11 protein-coding genes are annotated in these 13,776 nt (G+C 37.5%); 2 read left to right on the top strand and 9 right to left on the bottom strand.

The annotated features are described in order from the left end of the window. The first annotated feature begins 309 nt into the window (after positions 1 to 309). Together K4422_RS09150 and K4422_RS09145 are read left to right on the top strand one after the other, a co-directional pair. Entirely contained in the window at positions 310 to 2,460 is a 2,151-nt protein-coding gene (locus tag K4422_RS09150) for an amino acid ABC transporter substrate-binding protein/permease (RefSeq protein WP_230710764.1), read from the top strand. A gap of 1 nt (position 2,461) precedes the next feature. Next, on the top strand, positions 2,462 to 3,199 hold the full coding sequence (locus K4422_RS09145) for an amino acid ABC transporter ATP-binding protein (protein ID WP_206902726.1): 738 nt from the start codon (positions 2,462 to 2,464) through the stop codon (positions 3,197 to 3,199). A 254-nt stretch (positions 3,200 to 3,453) separates the two neighbouring features. Here K4422_RS09145 and pcp read toward each other — a convergent pair whose 3' ends face one another. The 9 genes from pcp to K4422_RS09100 form a co-directional block, all read right to left on the bottom strand. After that, positions 3,454 to 4,098, bottom strand: a complete 645-nt coding sequence (pcp, locus tag K4422_RS09140; RefSeq protein WP_230710996.1) for a pyroglutamyl-peptidase I — start codon at positions 4,096 to 4,098, stop codon at positions 3,454 to 3,456. 15 nt (positions 4,099 to 4,113) lie between these two features. Continuing rightward, positions 4,114 to 5,178 carry an iron-containing alcohol dehydrogenase gene (locus tag K4422_RS09135; protein WP_230710762.1) on the bottom strand — a complete coding sequence of 355 codons (1,065 nt, stop codon included), beginning with the start codon at positions 5,176 to 5,178 and terminating at the stop codon, positions 4,114 to 4,116. Between the two features lie 286 nt (positions 5,179 to 5,464). Further along, positions 5,465 to 6,634 (bottom strand): molecular chaperone DnaJ, encoded by a 1,170-nt coding sequence (gene dnaJ / locus K4422_RS09130; protein WP_206902723.1) that lies wholly within the window; start codon positions 6,632 to 6,634, stop codon positions 5,465 to 5,467. Positions 6,635 to 6,778: 144 nt separating this feature from the next. Continuing rightward, positions 6,779 to 8,608 carry a molecular chaperone DnaK gene (dnaK, locus tag K4422_RS09125; protein ID WP_230710760.1) on the bottom strand — a complete coding sequence of 610 codons (1,830 nt, stop codon included), beginning with the start codon at positions 8,606 to 8,608 and terminating at the stop codon, positions 6,779 to 6,781. Positions 8,609 to 8,651: 43 nt separating this feature from the next. After that, a complete protein-coding gene (gene grpE / locus K4422_RS09120; RefSeq protein WP_206902721.1) occupies positions 8,652 to 9,185 on the bottom strand; it encodes a nucleotide exchange factor GrpE in 534 nt (177 codons plus the stop codon). 33 nt (positions 9,186 to 9,218) lie between these two features. Next, positions 9,219 to 10,259, bottom strand: a complete 1,041-nt coding sequence (gene hrcA / locus K4422_RS09115) for a heat-inducible transcriptional repressor HrcA (protein WP_206902720.1) — start codon at positions 10,257 to 10,259, stop codon at positions 9,219 to 9,221. Between the two features lie 166 nt (positions 10,260 to 10,425). After that, on the bottom strand, positions 10,426 to 11,589 hold the full coding sequence (hemW, locus tag K4422_RS09110) for a radical SAM family heme chaperone HemW (protein ID WP_230710757.1): 1,164 nt from the start codon (positions 11,587 to 11,589) through the stop codon (positions 10,426 to 10,428). A 226-nt stretch (positions 11,590 to 11,815) separates the two neighbouring features. Then, positions 11,816 to 12,709 (bottom strand): oxygen-dependent tRNA uridine(34) hydroxylase TrhO, encoded by an 894-nt coding sequence (gene trhO, locus K4422_RS09105; RefSeq protein ID WP_230710755.1) that lies wholly within the window; start codon positions 12,707 to 12,709, stop codon positions 11,816 to 11,818. A gap of 543 nt (positions 12,710 to 13,252) precedes the next feature. Further along, entirely contained in the window at positions 13,253 to 13,765 is a 513-nt protein-coding gene (locus tag K4422_RS09100) for an adenine phosphoribosyltransferase (protein WP_206902717.1), read from the bottom strand. Positions 13,766 to 13,776 lie beyond the last annotated feature (11 nt).

Below are 13,776 nucleotides of genomic sequence, written 5' to 3'. Positions count from 1 at the left end.
TATAAAAGAAAATAAATACGCATTTTGTCCACGAAATATTTTAACATACCGAACATATTTTCGCTAGTTTTCTGCTACGTCTGAACCTTTTCTTAATGTTACTTTTTATAACATGAGTTGTAACTTTTTTAAGACTTTTTTTCTCATAATTCACAAAAAACATTGTTAAGCAACAGATTACTGCATATAATATTTCATATGTGAATTTTTATATCCACTTTTTATCTGCAGTTAAGAAGGCTTAATCTGCCTGCCATTTCTAAAGGCAGACAGAAGCCTTTTAACATTTATTTATAGGAGGAATTAACTATGAAAAGAAAGCTGATCTTATGTTTATCTTTTTTGGCAGGCTTTTTAACTTTAGCCGTCAATAAACCCGCTGCCGCTGCAGAAGAAACATACAAAATCGGAACTGATATCACTTTTGCCCCCTTTGAATTTCAAAACGAGCAAAATGAGTATGTCGGTATCGATATTGATTTACTAAAGGCAATTGCAAAAGACCAGGACTTTAAAATCGAATTAAAACCCCTGGGCTTTGACAGCTCGATTCAAGGTGTCCAGTCAAATCAATTGGACGGTATGATCGCTGGGATGAGTATCACCGACGAACGTAAAAAATCTTTTGACTTTTCAGATCCTTATTACGATAGCGGTATTCAAATGGCCGTTGCAAAAGGCGATACCAAAATTAAAAACTACACCGACTTAAAGGGGAAAACTGTTGGTGCCAAAGTTGGAACAGAGTCTGCAACTTTCTTGGAAGAAAATAAAGAAAAATACGACTATAGTATCAAATTATATGATGCCGCTGACGCTCTTTACGGTTCATTGAATAACAATACAGTACAGGCAATTTTCGATGATGAACCTGTTTTAGGTTACGCGGTTAGAAAAGGACAACCTTTACAATTAGTCGGTGACAAAGAAAAAGGCAATTCATATGGCTTTGCTGTCAAAAAAGGCAAAAATGCAGAATTACTAAAAAAATTCAACGCTGGCTTAAAAGACTTAAAATCTAGTGGCGACTACGATAAAATCGTGGCAAAATATGTTGCTAAAAGTGAAGATAATGCTGCTACTCCGATGAAAAAAATCGAACCCAAAAAAGCAGAATATGTCATTGCCAGCGATACTGCTTTTGCACCTTTTGAATTTCAAAATACAGATAATAAGTACGAAGGTATTGACGTTGACTTATTAAATAAAGCAGCCCAGATGCAAGGTTTTAAATTAAAATGGAATCATATTGGTTTTGCAGGTGCTGTCCAAGCAGTTCAAGGTAATCAAGCCGATGCTATGATTGCTGGGATGACGATCACCGACGAACGCAAACAAAGTTTTGATTTTTCTGAGCCTTATTTTGAATCGGGAATTCAATTAGCCATAAAAAAAGGCAATGACGAAATCAAGAGTTACGCTGATTTAAAAGGAAAAAAAGTTGGCGCGAAAATAGGAACTGAAAGTGCTGATTTCCTCCAAAAAAATAAAGATAAATACGGCTACACGATCAAACAATATGATACAGCTGACGGACTTTATGATTCCGTTCGCGGGGGGCAAATTGACGCTATTATGGATGACTATCCCGTAATTGGCTATGCTATTAGCCAAGGACAAGAACTAGCTACCCCAATCAAACGTGAAAGCGGCGGTTCATATGGCTTTGCTGTTAAAAAAGGACAATCTCCGGAACTTTTGGAAATGTTTAACGAAGCCTTAAAAGAAATGAAACAGACCGGTGAATATGACAAGATCTTAAATAAATACATTGCTGATGGCAACGAACAAAAAAAATCTACGGTTGATGAGTCAACCATTGGCGGTTTGTTGAAAAACAACTGGAAAGTTTTACTAGAAGGATTATGGAAAACAATTTCACTGGCTTTAATCTCTTTTGTATTAGCACTTGCAATTGGTGTTATCTTTGGTTTGTTTAGCGTTGCGCCAATCAAAGGTTTACGTATTTTTGCTTCAATTTATGTCGATATTATTCGTGGGATTCCAATGATGGTACTCGCCTTCTTTATCTTCTTTGGTTTATCAGATGCAATTGGCTTTACCATTCCCGACTATACGGCTGGGGTTATCACATTAACCCTGAATGCTAGTGCCTATATCGCTGAAATTGTCCGTGGTGGTATTAATGCAGTTCCTGTGGGACAAATGGAAGCTTCTCGTAGTTTAGGGTTAGGCTATACCCATACCATGCGCAAAATTATACTGCCCCAAGCTATTAAAATCATGATTCCATCATTTGTTAACCAATTTGTTATCTCGCTAAAAGACACCACCATTATTTCTGTTATTGGGGTTGTTGAATTGCTTCAGACTGGTAAAATCATCGTAGCCCGTAATATGCAAAGTACTTACGTTTACCTAATTATCGGTGTTATGTATTTAATCGTAATTACTGCCTTAACTCGTCTGGCGAAAGTTTTAGAAAAGAAGGTGAAATAAGATGGCAGAAAAAATTAAAGTAACCAACTTAGTTAAAAAATATGGTGACAATACCGTCTTAAATGATATGAGTATCACAATTAACGAAGGCGAAGTTGTGTGTGTAATCGGCCCATCTGGTTCAGGTAAAAGTACATTTTTGCGTTGCTTAAACCGACTAGAAGAACCTACCAGTGGCGATATCGAAATCGATGGTACCCACTTAATGGCTAAAGAAACGAACATCAACAAGGTTCGTCAGCATATCGGGATGGTATTCCAACATTTCAATTTGTTTCCTCATCTATCCGTGATGCAAAATATTACTTTAGCACCCACCGACCTTGGTCGGATGTCAAAATCAGATGCCGAGAAAAAAGCAGTTAGTTTATTGGAAACAGTTGGCTTAGCTGATAAAAAAGACGCCCTGCCTGGTAGTTTGTCTGGCGGTCAAAAGCAACGTGTCGCTATTGCGCGTGCATTGGCGATGAACCCAGATATTATGTTGTTTGACGAACCAACTTCAGCACTAGATCCCGAAATGGTTGGTGACGTTTTAAATGTCATGAAAAAACTAGCCAAACAAGGGATGACAATGGTCATCGTTACCCATGAGATGGGATTTGCAAAAGAAGTTGCCAATCGTGTTTTATTTTGCGATGGCGGCAAATTTTTAGAAGACGGCACTCCAGATGAAGTCTTCAATAATCCTACTAATCCGCGGACCAAAGACTTCTTAGATAAGGTCTTAAACGTCTAATTACATTAAAAAAAAGCAATCCTCTGCTAAGTTTTCTTAACAGAGGATTGCTTTTTTATATGAATAAATCATGCGGTCAAAGATTATCCCTGTCAGGCTCCACGAATCAATCCTCACCCACAGACAAAAATTTATACAAATGAAAAATCCATTTTAATAAATTTTACTTTTATGTCTCAAAGCCGAAATATCCCTCCAACTTTCCTTAATTTTAAACAAATGTAAGTGTAATTTTATTTTTTCAGCAAATCACATTAATGTTTCGTTCCACCAACAGTTTTGATATCTTCTTGCCCAGAAGTAGCTATTGCGGCAATTGCTGCTGTTAGACCCATTACAATGTCATTTATACTCATTGCGGGCTGTTGTGGTTTTGTAACAACCTGTTCGAAAATGAAAGGTACGTGGATAAACCCACCTTTTAAATTTGGATATTTTTTATCAATTAAGTATTGCACATAATACATAATATAGTTGCAAACAAAACTACCCGCCGTATAAGAAACTGCCGCTGGAAGTCCTTTAGCATTAATTGCCGCTACCATGGCCTTTATCGGTAATTGAGTAAAATACGCGGTTTGCCCATCCGTAAATATCGTCTCGTCAAGCGGCTGATTTCCGGCATTATCGGCAATTCGCGCATCAGCCAGATTAATCGCTACCTTCTCAGGTGTAATCGCAAAGCGTCCTCCCGCCTGACCAATATTAACTACGACATCAGGCTTATTTAATTCAATGGCATTTTCAACTACTATACCAGCTTGTCCAAATACTGTTGGAATTTCCAACTTAATAATTTTTGCTCCCGCAATTTCTTCTGGCAGACGTTTCACCGCCTCTAAGGCGGGGTTGATCTTTTCTTTATCAAAAGGATCAAATCCGGTTACTAAAATCTTAATTTTAAGCTCTTCTTTCTATGCTAACTCAGTTAAAGCTGTGCTGATTTTTGCTTCATCTACTTGTTTTCCAAGGTGATTTCCAGCTTGCTTCGTTAATAAAATTTTCTTAGCAAGATCCCTAATCATGGTTTGAGATAAATTCAAATTAAGTTCTGGTAAGGTAGTCGGCAGTTTCAAACTCGTAAATAATTGACGGTAATCCTCATACTCTGTTCTCCTTTTTTCAATTAACAACTGTAAAAGTAGTCCCACTGCAACAATTTGACCATGACTGCCTCTTACGCTCAATTGGCAATCTCCCATTATCACGTTATGAAAACTATGGGCCAAACTCAAGCCGCCATTTTCAAACCCCAAACCACTTAATAAAATATTGGACTCTACGACATTTTCAAAAGCAGCATTTATGATGCCATCCTTTTGTGCTCGTAGTGCACTTTTAATATCACGTATTAAAACGTCGTGACACGTTTTAGCTAAACTTAACGCTGCTAGGGTCGGTTTGGCACCAGCAATATTTACGCCCTGATCCTCCCAAACACTTCGCGCCTCAATATAAGTTGCAATACCATCGGCAAAACCTGCCACTAGCATTTCTTGAGGTGCCGCGAAGATAATTTTAGTATCCACTAGAACGATTTCAGGATTTTTAGCATAAAAATTGTATCGTACAAAATTTCCTGCCTCATCATAAATAACAGAAATTCGCGACGTAGCAGCATCTGTCGCTACCGATGTAGGTAAGACGGCAACAGGTAAGTGATTGTTATTTGCAACCATTTTCCCTAAATCCATTGCCTTCCCACCCCCTAAGGCAATGATAAATTGATAATTAGCAGTTTGAATCATCTCTTTAGTCTTTGCAAAGAAAGTTGCTTGACTGCTGTCATCCACTAAAACAGCGGCACTTTCAATTTCTACTCTGTTTAAATTCTCAACCAACTGCTCTCCTACCATCTGCATCACAAATGCATCAGTCACAATCAAGGCTTTTTTACCTAATCGTTGCAAGCATAAAAGTTCTGTTTGAAAAGCCGCAAATCCTTGGATATAAACTTGGGGGCTAGCAAAAACGCGCATTCTACCACTCCTTTTATCTAACTATTCTAACTATAACCCAAAATAAGAAAAGCTTCACGAAATTATTTAATTTCACAAAATTAGATAAAGCGGCAAAAAACATAAGTCACTTTTTAACAAATATTTTTTAAGAAAGCTAGGATATGGATATAATTTTCGTTACTATTTATAAAATAAACGGTAGTCTAAAATTAACTTTTGTTGCAATAAGCTGAATACTTCTTTTCCAACTTCCAATTTCAAAAGAAAAAGAGTTCATCAGATTTCTCTGATGAACTCTTTTATCTTATTTTTTCTTACCGCCAAAGGCATCTTTCATTTTATCAAAGAAGCCTTCTGACTGTTGTTCAGTCAATTTTGTTCCACTAACTTCAGCAAATTGACGCAATGCTTGTCTTTGCTCTTCGCTTAGATTTTTAGGTGTAATCAATTTCACTTTTACGTGTTGATCACCATTTCCGCTTCCCCGCAGTTTTGGCGCACCTTTACCACGTAAACGGAAATTCGTTCCGGTTTGTGTTCCAGCTGGAACTTTTAATTTCACTTCACCATGAACTGTCGGCACATTAATTTCATCCCCTAATGCAGCTTGCACAAAATTAAGTGGTAATTCATAATAAATTTCAGCCCCATCACGATCAAAAATGTCACTTTCTTCTACGCGAAAGACAACATATAAATCACCGTAAGGTCCACCGTTTTCACCAGCTTCTCCTTGGTTTTGTAGACGCATTTGTTGCCCATCTTCCACTCCGGCAGGGACAGTCACTTTTACTTCATGAGCTTTCTTTTCATGACCTGATCCATGACAAGTTGGACATGGATCTTTGATTTCTTTACCTGTTCCATGACATACATCACAAGTCTGACGACTCATCATCCGTCCTAGAGGCGTTTGGCGTTCAACATTAATCGTACCAGAACCATGACATTTTGAACACGTCACGGGTTGTGTACCTGGTTTAGCACCATTTCCGCCACAAGTATGACAGACTTCTTCACGATTGTATTTAACCGTTTTTTCCACCCCAAAAATGGCTTCTTCAAACTTTAAATTAACCGCATACTGTAAGTCAGCACCTTGTCTTGGTGCATTGGGATCAGCAGAACGACCGCCGCCACCACCAAAGAAGGATTCAAAAATATCTTCAAAACCGCCAAAACTACCGCCACCGCTGAATCCACCATAATTACCGCCGCCAAAGCCACCATAACCTCCGCCGTAATTCGGATCAGTACCAGCATGACCATATTGATCATATGCCGCCCGTTTTTGCGGATCGCTTAAAATTTCATAAGCTTCCGAAATTTCTTTGAATTTGTCTTCTGCATCAGGTTCTTTATTAATATCAGGATGATACTTTTTGGAAAGCTTGCGATATGCTTTTTTGATTTCGTCATCGGAAGCTCCCTTTTGTAGCCCGAGGACTTCGTAATAATCACGTTTGTCTGCCATAGGCTTTCCCTCCACATACATTTAGTCTCACTTGGGTATTTTAACACATTTTATTAGGAAGCTGAACTATCTCATAGAAAAAGCCAAAGCTAGGCCTTGGCTTTTTTCTAATCCTACACAGCGAACTATTTCACTTTTACAAAATTATTTATCGTCGCCGTCAACTTCTTCAAAATCAGCATCGACAACGTCATCAGCACCACCTTGTGCTTGTGTTGGGTCAGCATCAGCTTGTTGTTGTGCTGCTTGTTCGTATAATTTAACTGTTAAATTTTGGACGATTTCGTTTAACGCATCGCGTTTTGCTTTCATATCTTCTAAATTATTAGCTTCAACAGCAGCTTTTAATTCATCCCGCGCATCTTCTGCTTTTTTCACTTCATCTGCGTCAACTTTACCTTCTAATTCTTTTAATGTTTTATCAACAGAGAATAATAAAGCATCTACATCATTGCGCAAGTCAACTTCTTCTTTACGTGCTTTATCAGCTTCCGCATTTGCTTCTGCATCTTTTACCATGCGTTCGATTTCGTCGTCTGATAAACCTGATGAAGATTTAATCGTAATTTTTTGTTCTTTTTGTGTACCTAAGTCTTTAGCAGATACATTTACAATCCCGTTTTTATCAATATCAAATGTTACTTCGATTTGAGGAATACCACGAGGTGCAGCTGGAATATCTGTCAATTGGAAACGACCTAATGTTTTGTTGTCTGCAGCCATTGGACGTTCACCTTGTAAGACATGAATATCAACAGCAGGTTGGTTATCTGCGGCAGTTGAGAATACTTGTGATTTGCTCGTTGGAATGGTTGTATTGCGGTCAATTAATTTTGTAAAGACTCCACCCATTGTTTCAATACCTAATGATAATGGGGTTACATCTAGTAAGACAACATCTTTAACATCACCTGTAATAACACCACCTTGAATAGCAGCACCCATTGCTACAACTTCATCTGGGTTAACAGATTTGTTTGGTTCTTTACCAGTTTCTTTGCGAACTGCTTCAACAACCGCAGGAATACGAGTTGAACCACCTACTAAAATTACTTCGTCTACTTCTGATTGTGATAAACCAGCATCTTTTAGCGCTTGGCGAACTGGTACTTTAGTCCGTTCAACTAAGTCAGCTGTCAATTCATCAAATTTTGCTCGTGTTAATGTCATTTCTAAGTGCAAAGGACCAGCGTCTCCTGCAGTGATAAATGGTAAGCTGATTTGTGTACTTGTCACACCAGATAAGTCTTTTTTGGCTTTTTCTGCAGCATCTTTCAAACGTTGCATTGCCATTTTGTCATTTGAAAGATCGATGCCGTTGTCTTTTTTGAATTCTGCTACCATGTGATCGATGATTTTATTGTCAAAGTCATCCCCACCTAAATGGTTATCCCCAGCAGTTGATAATACGTCAAAGACACCATCGCCTAATTCCAAGATTGATACGTCAAAAGTACCACCACCAAGGTCAAAGACTAAGATTTTTTCATCACGATCTGTTTTATCCAAGCCATATGCTAAAGCAGCGGCTGTTGGTTCATTGACAATCCGTTCTACTTCAAGACCGGCAATTTTACCAGCGTCTTTAGTTGCTTGACGTTGTGCATCGTTAAAGTATGCAGGAACTGTAATAACAGCTTTTTCTACTTTTTCACCTAAGTAGTCTTCTGCAAAGCCTTTAATGTATTGTAATACCATTGCTGAAATTTCTTGTGGTGTATAAGATTTTCCTTCTACTTCAACTTTGTAGCCTGCTTCGCCCATGTGGCGTTTAATAGAAGAAACAGTATTTGGGTTGGTTACAGCTTGACGTTTTGCTACTTCCCCAACTTGAATTTCGCCATTTTTAAATGATACAACAGAAGGAGTTGTCCGGTTACCTTCTGGGTTTGCAATAATTTTTGCTTCGCCGCCTTCTAGGACTGCGACTGCAGAGTTTGTTGTACCTAAGTCAATACCAATAATTTTACTCATAATAAAACGCTCCTTTAATAGTTACTCGTAATTTTTTTAAAATTTATTGGGCTACAATAACCATACTTGGTCGTAAGACGCGATCGTGTAACTTGTAGCCTTTTTGTAGTACCTGCACAATTGTATTGGCAGGTGCATCATCACTTGCTTCAACAGTTTGCACACCTTGATGGAAGTTGGGATCAAAAGCTTCGCCTTCAGCAGCAATCTCTTCAATTCCTTCTTCTTTTAAAGCTTGTTGCAAACTAGCTAAGGTCATTTCAACACCTTTTTTCAAATTAATGCCTTGTTCATCCGAGACATCTGTTGCCATTGCTCGCTCCAAATTGTCAATAGCCGGTAATAGTTTTTTTGCTAAGTCTTGTGAACGATAACGTTGTAAAAGTTCTCTTTCATTACGGTTACGATTGGTAATATTCGCAATTTCTGCTTTTGCCCGTAATAATTGGTCGTCCATTTCATCAATTTTTGCTGTCAGTTCAGTTAATTCATCTGTGACAGATTCTTGTTCCAAATCTTTTTGTTCAGTAGCTTCCGCTACCTCTTGATCTTTTAATTCTTGATCTTTTTCTGACACTGAACTTGCCACCTTTCTACGCAAATTTCTTTTTTAACTTGTTGCGTCGAGCGAACGATAATACTCCGCCAATTTCTCGGCTAGTTCTCTGGAAAACACATCAAGTAAACCAAACATTTTAGAATACTGCATACTTGCAGGACCTAATAATGCAATCACACCTTTACCATGACCAGAAATATCATAACTGGCTTGAATTAAGCTCATATTATGAAATAAGTCATTGCCCAACTCATCACCAATACGAATATCAATGTTATCTGTTGGTGGAATTAAAAGCTGCATCAACTCTTCAGGGTCTTTCATAAAGCGGTAAATTGATTTGAACTGATCCACATCAGTAGCAGGTTCAAAATCAATCATATTCATGCGACCGCCGACAAAGACCTTTTCTTCAAAAACTTGACCCAACATTAAATCAAATAAATCTAAAATACCTTCTGTTGTTTGAAAGTATTTATGCAAGATCATCGGAATCTCAGTACGCAGACGTTGGTAAACCGTTAGTAACGGCTCACCCACTAATTTGTCGTTGATGATCCGTACCATCTTTTCCAAGTCAGCTCCGCTGACACTTTGCGGCAAGGCAAAGACTTGACTTTCAACATTGCCTTGATCCGTTACGATAATCGCAATCACTTGACGACTATTTAACGGGACAATTCGAAAACCGGTCAGACGTCTATCCTTCATATCCGGACCCAAGGACAAGGCAGTATAGCTGGTTAAATTGGATAAAATTTCAGCAGATTGTTGAATAATATCGTTAATCTCATGAAATTCTTTTCCAAAAGACCGCTTGATTACTTGCATATCCGTTTTTGCTACACGAGTAGGCTTTAAAAGATGGTCAACGTAATAACGGTAACCCACCATCGAAGGAATACGACCAGAAGAAGAATGCGTCTTTTGTAAGAGACCTGCTTCTTCTAAAGCTTTCATATCATTGCGGATCGTTGCTGAACTAGCATTAATTCCTGCTGCCATTAAAGACTTAGAACCCACCGGCAAGCCGGTCTTCGTATAATGTTGGATAATGAGACGCAGAATATCTTGTTGTCTTTTTGTCAACATATTCATCACCTCGTATTTAGCACTCCGTCTATCTAAGTGCTAACACATATTAATATACCACAAGAAAGTTTAATGTCAAGAATTAAGCAACAAAAAATTAGCACTCTTTGATATAGAGTGCTAATCGTTTTTTTCAATCATATCAGGCTTACATCAATTTAGAAAATCAATCTAATAAAAACTTCTCAAAAATTTCATTTCCAATCAATAACCCTTTTTCAGTGAGTCTGACATTGTCCTTTGTTTCAAGCAACCATTGTTTGCTTACCAAATCTGCCAAAACATTTCCGTAAACAGCCGTCAGCTCTTGACCAAATTTTTCTGCAAAATGAGCTTTAGAAATACCAGCTTTTTTACGTAATCCCAAAAACATTTCTTCTTCCATTTGGTTATTGCGACTTAACTCTTCTGTTTCATAAATAGGAAGTTGATCGTTTTTCAATGGTTTTAAATAGTGTTGAATTGGGCCAAAATTTTTATAACGCGTTTTTCCTAGATAGCCACTTGCTCCAGCGCCAAAACCAAAGTAGTGTTCATTATTCCAATAAACTAAATTATGTTGGGATTCAAATCCCGGCTTAGCAAAATTACTAATTTCATACTGAAATTTTCCGGTATCATGCATAGCTAACATCGTTTCTTCAAACATCTGACCTTCAATTTCTTGATCCGGCATCTCCAAGCGCCCTTGTCTCACCCAGTTCATAAACATCGTCTTGTTTTCTAAAATCAAGGAATACAACGAGTAATGGGGTAAATCTAATTCAATTGCCCGTTTTAAGGTATCGCGAAAACTTGCTAATGTTTGACCCGGAAGCGCATAAATCAAATCAATCGAAACATTTTGAAAATCTGCTTTTTCTAAGAAGTCCATCGTGTCATAGACGTCTTTAGCCGTATGTTTACGTCCAATCTTTTTTAGCAAAACATCGTCAAATGTTTGCACGCCCATGGAAAGACGGTTCACACTGTGATCTTTCATCACTTGTAATTTGTCTAAAGTCAAATCACCAGGATTTGCTTCCACGGTAAATTCGGTAACAGTCTCCATTGGGAAAAGATCATTAATTCCCCTTAAAAGGGTATCTAGTTGGTCAGCTGAAAGTGAAGTTGGTGTTCCACCTCCAACGTATAAAGTTGGACTTTTTTTTATGGGATTTTTTTCTAGCGTAAGTTTCATTTCTTTTAAAAGACAAGCGATGTATTCATCGACAGGCTGCCCTTCTAAAAAGACCTTATTAAAGTCGCAGTAGTAACAGATGTGTTCACAAAAGGGAATGTGGATATAGGCTGATATTGCCGCGTCCTTTGGTTTTTTCATTTGTTGCATGGTTTAATTCCTCTCAATTAACATTACTTTTTTAGTAATCGTTTCATTTTCTCGTCTATCTTACCACAAGTAAATTCCTTCGTGGAAAAATGGCGGGTTTTTAACCAACTCTTTTAAAATTACCGTCTATTTTTTTAACTCTATGACAAGCTAAATTGAGAAATTATAAAAAGGTTGAATCTAGATTCAACCTTTTACTTCATATTGTTTTTTGTCATTACTTGGCTTAAGTATTTTGACGATAACGATTTTGAGGGTGGTTTCGACAAGCTTGACTGCAAGCACCTAAATATTTCGTCTCATTTTCAACCGAAGCCAGAATACGGCGATTACATTCCGGATTGCTGCAATTAATGTAACGCTCACAAGGAGTTCCGTCAAACCAATCACGGCCAACAACCTTTTTATCAACGTGATTGATCTCTACACTAATCCGTTCATCAAAAACATACATTTTACCATCCCATAATTCTCCTTTAACTTCTGGATCTTTGCCATAAGTTGCAATCCCACCATCTAATTGTCCGACATCTTTAAATCCTTCTTTTACTAACCAGCCTGAGAATTTTTCACAGCGAATCCCACCGGTACAATAGGTGACTACCCGTTTTTCCATAAACTCTTCTTTATGTTCTTTGATCCACTGAGGTAATTCGCGAAAATTACGAATTTCTGGTCGCACAGCACCCCGAAAATGGCCCAAATCATATTCATAATCATTGCGAGCGTCAATCACAACGGTATCTTCAGCCAACAAAGCTTCTTTAAATTCTTTTGGCGACAAATATGTGCCTGTAACTTCGTTGGGACTAAAATCATCGGATAATTGCAACGACACAATTTCTCGCCGCGGACGGACAAACATCTTTTTGAAGGCGTGTTCCGTTGCTTCATCACTTTTAAACGTAATATTTTTAAAGCGAGGATCATCTTTCAATGCTTTTTTATATGCCGCAGTTGCTTTTTTTAATCCTGAGACAGTGCCGTTAATACCTTCTTTTGCAACTAAAATCCGTCCTTTTAATCCTAATTTTTTACAAAAGGCCAGATGTTCTTGTGCAAATACTTCCGGCTCCTCAATTGTTGTGTATTTATAGTAAAGCAATACTTCATAATCCATCTTCATTCCCCTTTCTTATGTAGTATAGCCAATCACAAACTTGGAAGAAATTTCTCTGCTTGTGGCAAGTATCTCAAAATCCGTCTTTTTTTCTTAAAAAAAACTCTGCCAATTTTAAATTACATTTTTTCTCCTTTCAAAAGAACATTTTTACAACAATTCCTTTTCACCTCACAAAGGAAATGATTCACAAAACGAAAAAAATATATAAAAATAATTTACCCACATTGAAAAGCTACCATTTTATAAATAGTGGTAATCAGATTTTTCATTCTAAACTCACTCTAGTATGAGCAATAATTATTTCCTTTCAAATAAACAATAACCACAGCTAAGAAAAGTTTTTCAAACTCTTCACACACCTACAATAAGGCCGAACTTCAATATATTGCATCACAAATTTCTTAAAATTTTAACTTATTTCTTACAGAGTTAGTGCGATGCTAGATGGCGCTAAAGGAGCCAAATCAATGCTTTTTATTGTAAAAAATCTTAAAAAAGATAAAAAAAACCTTGCAATAAAGATTGCAAGGTAAGAGGTGCTTAATATTCCATCAATGTAATCATATCGTAGTCTTTAATTTTGTCTCGACCGTGTAAGTCCATTAGTTCAATTAGAAAAGCACAGCCCACAACTACGCCACCTAATTCTTCAACCAATTCTGTCGTTGCTTTAATTGTTCCCCCGGTTGCTAATAAGTCGTCACAAATTAAAACGCGTTGGCCAGGTTTAATAGCATCTTCATGAAGTGTCAGTGTATCTGTCCCGTATTCTAAGTCATAGGTTACTTCAATTGTTTTGCGAGGTAATTTACCTTTTTTACGAACTGGAGCAAACCCAACACCTAATTCATAAGCAACTGGACAGCCCACAATAAACCCACGTGCTTCTGGTCCAACTACCATATCAATTCTTTTTTCTTTTGCATAGTCTACGATTTGTTTTGTTGCTTCCCGATAAGCCAGACCATCAGCCATTAAAGGTGAAATATCGCGAAAAACAATACCTTCTGAAGGGTAATCGGGAATACTTGCAATATAATCTTTTAAATCCATGTTTTTTCCTC

Origin of the sequence: Enterococcus sp. SMC-9 (assembly GCF_021011285.1) — a bacterium.
Lineage (GTDB): Bacteria > Bacillota > Bacilli > Lactobacillales > Enterococcaceae > Enterococcus_C > Enterococcus_C montenegrensis.
The sequence above is the reverse complement of the archived record's forward strand: the minus strand, read 5'-3'. Positions and strand labels throughout refer to the sequence as shown.

Excerpts from the sequence above, each read along its gene's own strand:
- hrcA (WP_206902720.1), bottom strand. The coding sequence starts at position 10,259 with ATGTTGACAAAAAGACAACAAGATATTCTGCGTCTCATTATCCAACAT.
- hemW (WP_230710757.1), bottom strand. The coding sequence starts at position 11,589 with ATGCAACAAATGAAAAAACCAAAGGACGCGGCAATATCAGCCTATATC.
- K4422_RS09100 (WP_206902717.1), bottom strand. The coding sequence starts at position 13,765 with ATGGATTTAAAAGATTATATTGCAAGTATTCCCGATTACCCTTCAGAA.
- dnaJ (WP_206902723.1), bottom strand. The coding sequence starts at position 6,634 with ATGGCAGACAAACGTGATTATTACGAAGTCCTCGGGCTACAAAAGGGA.
- K4422_RS09135 (WP_230710762.1), bottom strand. The coding sequence starts at position 5,178 with ATGCGCGTTTTTGCTAGCCCCCAAGTTTATATCCAAGGATTTGCGGCT.
- dnaK (WP_230710760.1), bottom strand. The coding sequence starts at position 8,608 with ATGAGTAAAATTATTGGTATTGACTTAGGTACAACAAACTCTGCAGTC.
- K4422_RS09150 (WP_230710764.1), top strand. The coding sequence starts at position 310 with ATGAAAAGAAAGCTGATCTTATGTTTATCTTTTTTGGCAGGCTTTTTA.
- trhO (WP_230710755.1), bottom strand. The coding sequence starts at position 12,709 with ATGGATTATGAAGTATTGCTTTACTATAAATACACAACAATTGAGGAG.
- K4422_RS09145 (WP_206902726.1), top strand. The coding sequence starts at position 2,462 with ATGGCAGAAAAAATTAAAGTAACCAACTTAGTTAAAAAATATGGTGAC.